Origin of the sequence: Leptolyngbya sp. PL-A3 (assembly GCF_039962325.1) — a bacterium.
GTDB lineage: Bacteria > Cyanobacteriota > Cyanobacteriia > Elainellales > Elainellaceae > Vacuolonema.
This window is the reverse complement of record NZ_JAMPLB010000134.1, coordinates 1-7,525: the sequence shown is the minus strand read 5'-3', so window position 1 is coordinate 7,525 and position 7,525 is coordinate 1. Positions and strand designations below refer to the sequence as shown.

Here is a 7,525-nt window from a genome sequence, read left to right as displayed (position 1 = left end):
TCAATCATCACAGAACACTCCTCAACATCAGGACTGCTCTGGATTCTACGCTCTCTTCTCCTGAGTTCCAACTCCTGCCACTCAATTATTAAGAAACGTATGCGTTCACCCTAGCACCCGGATAGGTCTTCTGGACGGACTGTACCTGTTCCGTATAAGGCAGAGTGTCAGCTCCAGGCTGCACAAACATCAAGTTGCGATACATGGCAGCATCAAGTTGGGGCTTAAACAAGTAAATAATGCCCGTGATCGCCAAAATGAGCATGAAGGGAATAACAAACAAACCAGCATAGAAATGCCAGCGCCACACGGTTCGGTAGAACCGATTACCCGGAGATTGCGTAGTCGAAGATTGATTAGAGGCTGTTGCAGATCCACTCATGTTTGGGTGACAGTTGCTAGAAGTAGAGACTTGACAAATATCCCTTCCCTAAAAGACTTTGTCAAAAGACAAACTGTCATAATTTTGTCAACCTTTCGAGGTAACAGGTGAGGCGATTCTTGTTTTGCAAAATGCACTGCTAATAGCTCTACTTAACCGTGACAGGCAACGCTGCGAGGTTTATCCTCAATGTACTCACATGCCGTAGAGCGTGATGAGTGGGAATCAGTTCTGGGGAACATCTGGGGAGGGAAGTGAGTTTGAGGCAATCGCCCTACCCTTGCACTCCGTTTGTGTTGCCTGCGGGCCGGTCATGCTAACACTGGTAGGAGCGCAAACGAAAACCACCCAAGGCGGCGTGGGTGGTTGAAAGATTTATCTTGTCTCCTAATTCTCCCACGCAAATACTCTCGCAGCAGCCCAACAAAAAACCTTGGCAACAAAGGCCAAGGCTTATCAGGTATGCTTTATGGCTCTACCCTCCCACCCGCACCAGGCACCGACCGACAGCAGAAACACTAATAGAGCGGCAGAAATTGTTGAGGGTGCTAGGTGTGGGTGCGGAGAATGCGAGTCAGTTGAACGACGGCAAGTTTAACGAGGGTAGCTCTCTATTTTTAGATTTAACCCCTATTCTGTCAGCATCCTCCCATCCACGCATATAGAATCTATCGGCGGGGAACCGAGGGGGTGCAAAGGAATCAAGGCAACGATCCATAAAGCCAGCCGACTTGCGACTGTGAGGAGGAAGGCCAACTGGCCAACCAAAGTTACTACTCATCTCAATATCACTCATCTTGACGACGGCAAAACTCGGTAGGTACCGGCTTAAGGTTCCCTATTCGTCACCCATGTATCGATTCGGTTTGATGGGCGATCGCCCACCCCAAAAGAAAACCGCCATCAAAGTGACAGCGGCAACCCCTTCAAAGGTCTTGGCTTAGAATTCCCAGCGATCGCCCAGAGCCCAACTGTCAGGAGCGGATGTAGGGTTGACGGGCAGCAATTTATTTATTCTGAGTTCTAGCACCCATTTCTTGGGCCTCATTCCACCCACACATATAGACTGCATCATTGGGCAGTCGAGGGGATGCGAAAGAATTAAGGTAATGATCTACAAAACCTGCTGATTTGCGGCTCCGAGGAGGAAGATCAGCGAGCCAACTAAAGTCACTCATCTCAACGTCATCTATCAAGGATATATTCCAGATTACGATTTTCCGAGTAAGAACATGTAGCGTGTTTCTACTCCTGTTTTGTGCCAGAACCCCCATTTTTGCGGGGAATGCGGAGCAGGGGTGGAGGCTCCTAGCGATCGCTGCTCAGCGCAACAAGTGAAAACCCCACACCCCTGAAAGGAGTGCGGGGAAACCCAAAATGTATCTGAAATTATGCTATCAGGAAAAAAGCTAGGGATGTCAGTAGAAGAGGGCAACAGAGACACGCCCTTAGTAAAACCCCCAGCTCTGTTGCTGGGGGAAACATTGATTGATCTTTTTATATCTTGCTATCCTGCCTAGCAGCAGCTCTACAGCAGATCCACGAGGAAATTGGTGGCACTGGCTGAGAATACGGGATTGTCTCAAATAAAAGCCGCAGTGCGGTGGAGTGCACGCAGCGTCAGTGCTAATCAATTGGATTGTGTCACAAGGGACGATCGTCAATAAAAAGCCCGCCTTCAAGGGTGGGCTGAAATCTGACTTATGCTTGCTGCTCGCATTGTTACATATATGAGGCGATCGCCCCACTGCCCAACCGTAGCGGACCTTAGACCTACTTTTTTGTGCTAGATGTGAGTATAGAGGCGTCTGCTAACTAGGAATGGTACGAGAACTCGGTGGACCTGTCTGTAGCTTTGGAATCAGGGGGAACGCGATGCAGACTGAGGAGTTTTTGCAGAAATGTATCGAATGTATTGAAGCTCTACAGCTTCAGATTGAAAGCTTAGAGCGATAGGGCGAAGATGTGGAGCTGATTAGCATCAGGCAGAAGAAAATTGAAATCGTAAAAAGGCTCCACAGGGAGTTGTTCAATCTGGAAATTGAGTATCGAGTAGAGGCCGATCGCCACCACTAGCTCACTCTGAAACTCCGTAGTCCTTCTCAGCAAAAGTCCCCGTGCTGCGAGCTTGGGAGTTTTTTTATACGGCTGCTTTGTGAAGAGCAAGTGCTTTTTCTAACTTTTGATGAAGGGTATCTACCGGGAAGCGTCTTAGCATAAAACAGAATTTTTAATGTCCCTGTTTATGTCCGTGGTTATGAGTTATCAAGCACCCAAAAACCTTGATAGAAGCGTAATTCAGCTAGCCTTCAATCTTGTGTATAAGACGGCTAGGTTACATCGGCTCATCTATATACAGATGCTTCAAAACCTTGAAAAGCTGAATACCCTGCAACAGACATCCAACAGCATCTTAGGTTTACCTGGAGAAGATGAGGAAATAAACTTTTACATCACGATGCTCCAGCAGCAGTGCGAGAAGCAAAGGAAATATCTGGATGCAGTCTACAAAAGCCAGGATGACCTGCTTGAGCAAATACACAGCATTAACTTTTCAAATGATTGATAGAGTGATGGGCTTGGGAGTAAAGAAGTACTCGTTCTCCATCAGTAACCCGCTCCAGAATCCGTAGTTCTTCAAAGGAAAGCCTAAAGTGGACCCAAGTGGTTGGACAATTCCGAAGGATCTCTAAGCTTTGAAAGGACGAGATCTCCATGGCCTCATTCAAGCATCTTCCTGATCTATTCGCTTCTCCGAATACACAACTTCAGGAGTGCAATAGTTCAATGCTTGACGCGGTCGCTCTTGATTATACCAACCCATCCACTGACGAACATCATCGCCACTAAGTAGAAATACCCCTTCAAGGCAGGCAAGTAGATGATATTTATACACCAGACATGATCGGCGTGCTTCACCACCAAGTTACACAGCAAGTAGGGATACACCTGATCTTTGGGTAAGCTTGACTGAGCCGAGGCTTGGGGTAAATAACCTCCAACCCTAAGCCTCGGCTCAGCCAAGCTTTGAACCCGTTTGCGATTGACTGCATAGCCCTACTGGCATAGCACGGCTGTCATCCGACGACTGCCGTAAAACGGTGTTTTCAGGTATTGCTTGTCAATCAATCGCAGTAGGTTCAACTCCTCATCTGATTGACCTTGAGCTTGATAGTAGAAGCTAACAGTTTACATAGAAAATCAACAGACGAATTTTAACTAAGTTTTAGGATTTATAAAGGATTAAATACCTTTTCCTAAGGCAAAAAAACTGAGTTTTAGAATCTGTATACATCGCTACAAGAAGTTGATTCAACAGATAATTGAATCGTCAATTTTATCAACTGCAAGAATTCCTAAAGTTCTTGCCAAAAAACTCTTTGTCCAATATTTCTTTGGCAGCCAATTTATTGGCATCAAAGGGTTTAATTTTTAATCCTTCCTGCAGTTTCATTTTTATTAAGCTGAACCTGCTTCCTTTGCTTCAAATTTGAAGTAAGGTTCACTTGTTTTTTCAAAAAACAATTTTTGGTTGACATTTCTACTAAAGCTTTAGGAGATCAGTGTGTCTATAAAAGTAGTGAATGGCATTAGCTATCAGTATCAAGGTGGCGATGAAGGTTCTAATAATTTAACTGGAAATATAGCTGGTTGGCCTTACTTTAAGGAAGGATTTGGCGGTGATGACTTTATTGATGGGAGTGCTCACAATGACATACTTTATGGCGGTTCTGAACAAAATAATGTTGGTTCTGGCAATGACCACATTCTAGGCCAAGGAGGGAACGACACTATTTATGGTGGTGATGGCAATGATTCCCTAGAAGGTAGTGATGGCAATGATTTTCTCTACGGAGGAGATGGAGATGATTATCTATATGGTGGAGGTATAGATAACACTTTAGTTGGAGGTAGTGGTAATGACACATACCTTAACCCATCTGACAGAGATATTCTTATTGAGAATATTGGAGAAGGCGACTTTGATGTAATTTTAACTGGCTCTAGCTTTATCTTGGCAGAAGGTGTCGCAATTGAGACGATTCAATTATCTGGTAAAAATTCTATTAATGCTAGAGGCAACAGTTTCGTAAACGATCTTGTTGGTAATTCGACTAGCAATTCTCTTGAAGGGCTTGGAGGAAATGATCACTTATTTGGTCAAGATGGTGAAGATAGTCTTGATGGCGGGACAGGCAGCGATTATTTAGTAGGTGGACTTGGTAGTGATACATACATTGTTGACGATACTACTGACGTTATTAATGAAGAACTCAGTACAGGCATTGATCTTGTGAAGTCCTTTGTCTCTTATAGCCTGAACAATACTCAAGCAGCAGATGTGGAAAACCTAATGCTGTTAGGTAATGTGGCTATTCAAGGTATTGGTAATGATATTGCCAATAATATGATAGGTAACGCAGCTAACAACATTCTTGAGGGACTTGAAGGGAATGATAATATTACTGATGATCAAGGTAACGATACTCTGAAGGGTGGTGCGGGCGATGACTTTCTTTATGGTGGAATTGGAAGCAATACACTAATCGGTGGTGATGGTAACGATGTTCTAGATGATTGGAATGGTGGTTTAGGTAGTAGCACTTTGCGAGGTGGTATAGGTAATGATTTGTACTACATTGACAATGCTATTTCTGATAAGGTTTTTGAGGATCAAAATTCTGGAACTGATACTGTCACCACTTCTGTTACTTATACCTTGCAGAGTAATTTTGAGAATTTAATTTTGTCTCAGAATAATGGAATTAGAGGAGTAGGTAATAGCCTAAATAACAGAATCATCTCGGAGGTTTCTAATGTTGTTTTGAAAGGTGGTGCTGGCAATGACACGCTCATCGGAAGTGAATTTGAAGGTAATGATACCTTAGTGGGTGGACTAGGTAACGATACTCTTACTGGAGGGGTTGCTGGAGAGAACAAGGACAGATTCGTCTTTGATTCGGGCGCTGTATTTAACAAGCTTACTTTTGGCGTAGATACCATTACTGACTTCGTTTCAGGTGTAGACAAAATCATTTTGGATAAGACATCTTTTACTGCATTGAATACTTTTAGTTTTGCTTCTGTCAGTACTATTGAACAAGCAAAAACTAGTTCTGCTCGAATTGTTTATATTCGAGCATCTGGTAGTTGTTTCTACAATTCAAACGGATCAGCAAGTGGATTTGGAACAGGTGGTCAATTTGCCGATGTGACAGATGGGCTGTTACTCAGAGCGAGTGATTTTCTAACACAAGCTTAAGTAAAACCTGTGGGTGGTGTTCTAGACCTGTGAATCTGAGGCAGAATACTCTACAGATCTACCAGCACAAAAGCTTATGGTTTTAGAAGCAGTGTTTTGCCCTGCCTGTGGAGAAGCAGATGTGGTCAAGCATCCAAAATCGGCTGAAGGTAAACAGCGGTATAAATGCTGTCACCCAGACTGTACATTGAGTACCTTTATTTGACATTTTCTTACAGGGGCTATCTCTCCGAAGTCAAGCAGCAGGTAGCCGATATGGCTGTTAATAGCAGCGGCATTCGGGACACGGCTCGGGTGTTGGGTATTAGCCCCACGACCGTGATTGAAGAATTAAAGAAATCCTGTCAACAGGTTCCCGGTAACGAAGCACTGTTAGAACAACTGCCTCACCCGCAGAACGTGAAATCGTCCTGCAGCGGGTAGATGAAGCCGAAATGGACGAGATGTGGAGCTTTGTGGGTAACAAGAAGCAGGAACGCTGGTTGTGGCATGCGATCGATCATCAAACGGGTAAAATCCTAGCTTACGTCTTGGTTCCTCATATCGAGGTTACATTGAAAGAATTAATGGTGCTACTTGCTCCTTTTGGTATTCGTCGCTTTTATACCGACGCTTAGGGGGCCTATGCCAGAATTCTTGATGAAGACCAGCACGAGGTGGGTAAGCACCCAAAGGATTGAACGCAAGCATCTCAACTTACGAACTCGAATTAAGCGATTAGCACGTAAAACGATTTGTTTTTCCAAGTCTGAATGGTTACACAATATTGTCATCGGCTTATTCATAAACCGTTACAAATTCGATCGTGTTATCTAGCTCCATCTATAGGTCTAGAATACTACCAGATGGATAAAGTCGAGCTAGGAAACAATTTAGGTTAGAGGATTAAAACAGCGCGAACGATATAGGTTGTTCGTCATTAATTTTTTTGCGACAGAACTTCAGAGACCGTTACCGATCAGAATAAACGGTGCCCAGTAATAAGGATGCCTAGCATCAACACTCGATCGTACCTCTCCTGTGCGATTGTCAATTACTGCCACTGTGGCATCTTCTGTGCGATTAGTGTCATTGATGCGATCGCTGCTTGCATTCAGTAAGTATCGCTGTGCCTCTCGCAAAGCTTCAGCTTTGCCCATGCCGCTGGCAAGGTAGTTATAGAACTGCTGCATCAGTGTGCTGGTACTGGCATCGTTAACCAACCACAGGGATGCTATAACTGTGCTGGCGCGATTTGCTGCCAAAAAGTAGGGGCTAATGCCTGCGACTTCGATGCCGTCGGCTCGGGCGCACCTAGCGGTTGGGGGAGTAGAGATTGAGGATTAAGGGGTGTTCTGCGAACAAGGGATCAAAACGTCCATTGACCCAAGCCAGGCGCAAGTGCAACAGATGGTTAAATCCTGCCTCACTCCAACGCATCCCAGTTCCCTTAAAGCGTTGTGTAATGAGCCACTTGCAAGCACTTTCCACCATACCTGAGCCGATGGGCAACCCGAGCTTTTTGAAGTGCCGATATTGCAAATGCGTCCGATGACGGCTCAAATACTGCTGCACTCGCGTCAAGACAGGCTTGGCTGCGGCCGGGGTGGAGTCGTACTTCAATAACCGTCCAAATTCTTGGACAATGCGATCCACATATCCGTGACGTAAGGCATGGCGCAATCGCTCAAACCACTGCTGAGGGATGCGAGTGGGGAGCGTATTGCCATAGCTCAGATATTGCACCATTCTCAGTAAGGGTTGCCAAAGAAGCCAAAATCTGAAAGAAGCGATTATCTTAAATGTCAAGCCTGTTATGAGATCGCATAACGCGGTAGGCATCTTGTCGTAGACAAAAATTCAGCACAACTATCCAACTCTAAATCGTTTTTAGAGTCTTG

General features: G+C 44.8%; 8 protein-coding genes and 1 pseudogene. 5 read left to right on the top strand and 4 right to left on the bottom strand.

Features of this window, described 5'->3' with window-relative positions:
- Positions 1-88: 88 nt before the first annotated feature.
- Together NDI52_RS34470 and NDI52_RS34465 are read right to left on the bottom strand one after the other, a co-directional pair.
- On the bottom strand, positions 89-382 hold the full coding sequence (locus tag NDI52_RS34470) for a PepSY domain-containing protein (RefSeq protein WP_348257171.1): 294 nt from the start codon (positions 380-382) through the stop codon (positions 89-91).
- A 1,944-nt stretch (positions 383-2,326) separates the two neighbouring features.
- Positions 2,327-2,491: a hypothetical protein gene (locus tag NDI52_RS34465; protein WP_190775681.1), complete on the bottom strand. Its 165-nt coding sequence runs from the start codon at positions 2,489-2,491 to the stop codon at positions 2,327-2,329.
- A gap of 1,456 nt (positions 2,492-3,947) precedes the next feature.
- Here NDI52_RS34465 and NDI52_RS34460 point away from each other — a divergent pair.
- The 5 genes from NDI52_RS34460 to NDI52_RS34440 all read left to right on the top strand — a co-directional run bounded on the left by NDI52_RS34460 (position 3,948) and on the right by NDI52_RS34440 (position 6,461).
- Positions 3,948-5,645, top strand: a complete 1,698-nt coding sequence (locus tag NDI52_RS34460) for a calcium-binding protein (RefSeq protein WP_190775680.1) — start codon at positions 3,948-3,950, stop codon at positions 5,643-5,645.
- A gap of 76 nt (positions 5,646-5,721) precedes the next feature.
- Positions 5,722-5,850, top strand: coding sequence for an IS1 family transposase (locus NDI52_RS34455; RefSeq protein ID WP_242046005.1), 129 nt, complete (start codon positions 5,722-5,724; stop codon positions 5,848-5,850).
- On the top strand, positions 5,847-6,068 hold the full coding sequence (locus tag NDI52_RS34450; protein ID WP_242046004.1) for an IS1-like element transposase: 222 nt from the start codon (positions 5,847-5,849) through the stop codon (positions 6,066-6,068). The genes NDI52_RS34455 and NDI52_RS34450 overlap by 4 nt, the downstream gene beginning before the upstream one ends.
- A gap of 11 nt (positions 6,069-6,079) precedes the next feature.
- Positions 6,080-6,262, top strand: a complete 183-nt coding sequence (locus NDI52_RS34445) for an IS1 family transposase (protein ID WP_277874886.1) — start codon at positions 6,080-6,082, stop codon at positions 6,260-6,262.
- Positions 6,263-6,269: 7 nt separating this feature from the next.
- Positions 6,270-6,461: an IS1 family transposase gene (locus NDI52_RS34440; protein WP_347280210.1), complete on the top strand. Its 192-nt coding sequence runs from the start codon at positions 6,270-6,272 to the stop codon at positions 6,459-6,461.
- A 125-nt stretch (positions 6,462-6,586) separates the two neighbouring features.
- Here the strand turns inward: NDI52_RS34440 and NDI52_RS34435 are convergent, their stop codons facing one another.
- Positions 6,587-6,919, bottom strand: coding sequence for a CHAT domain-containing protein (locus NDI52_RS34435; RefSeq protein ID WP_347280211.1), 333 nt, complete (start codon positions 6,917-6,919; stop codon positions 6,587-6,589).
- Between the two features lie 19 nt (positions 6,920-6,938).
- Positions 6,939-7,358: pseudogene (locus NDI52_RS34430) on the bottom strand (ISKra4 family transposase); the annotation flags it as partial.
- Positions 7,359-7,525 lie beyond the last annotated feature (167 nt).